Origin of the sequence: Corallococcus praedator (assembly GCF_003612125.1) — a bacterium.
In the GTDB taxonomy this organism is placed as follows: domain Bacteria; phylum Myxococcota; class Myxococcia; order Myxococcales; family Myxococcaceae; genus Corallococcus; species Corallococcus praedator.
Genome location: NZ_RAWI01001143.1, coordinates 1 through 426 on the forward strand (window position 1 = coordinate 1; position 426 = coordinate 426).

1 protein-coding gene is annotated in these 426 nt (G+C 73.0%); it reads left to right on the forward strand.

The window, feature by feature from the left end:
- Positions 1-426 (forward strand): GGDEF domain-containing protein (locus D7Y13_RS43440; protein WP_147452736.1); only part of this gene is annotated, 426 nt, incomplete at both ends.

The following is a 426-nucleotide window of genomic DNA, read 5'->3' on the forward strand; positions in this document are numbered from 1 at the left end:
GCCCAACCGGGCCCTCTTCAACGACCGCCTCGAGCAGCTGCTCGGCCGTCGCGACCCGCCCGAGGTGACGGTGATCTACTGCGACCTCGACCGGTTCAAGTCGGTGAACGACGAGTACGGACACCTCGAGGGGGACCACCTGCTCGAGGTCACCGCCGCCCGCCTCAACGCCGCGGTCCGCGTCGAGGACACGGTCGCTCGCCTGGGGGGCGACGAGTTCGCCGTCATCGTCCAGGGCCACGACGCCCTGCTCGTCGCCGAGCGCATCGCCACGCGGATCGTCGAGGAGCTGCGGCGGCCCGTCCTCATCGGGTCCGCCGACGTCCCGATCTCGGTCAGCGTCGGGGTGGCCCGGGCCCGCAGCGGGGTCGACGGGGCCCGCACGGTGATGCGCGACGCCGACGAGGCCATGTACCGGGCCAAGCG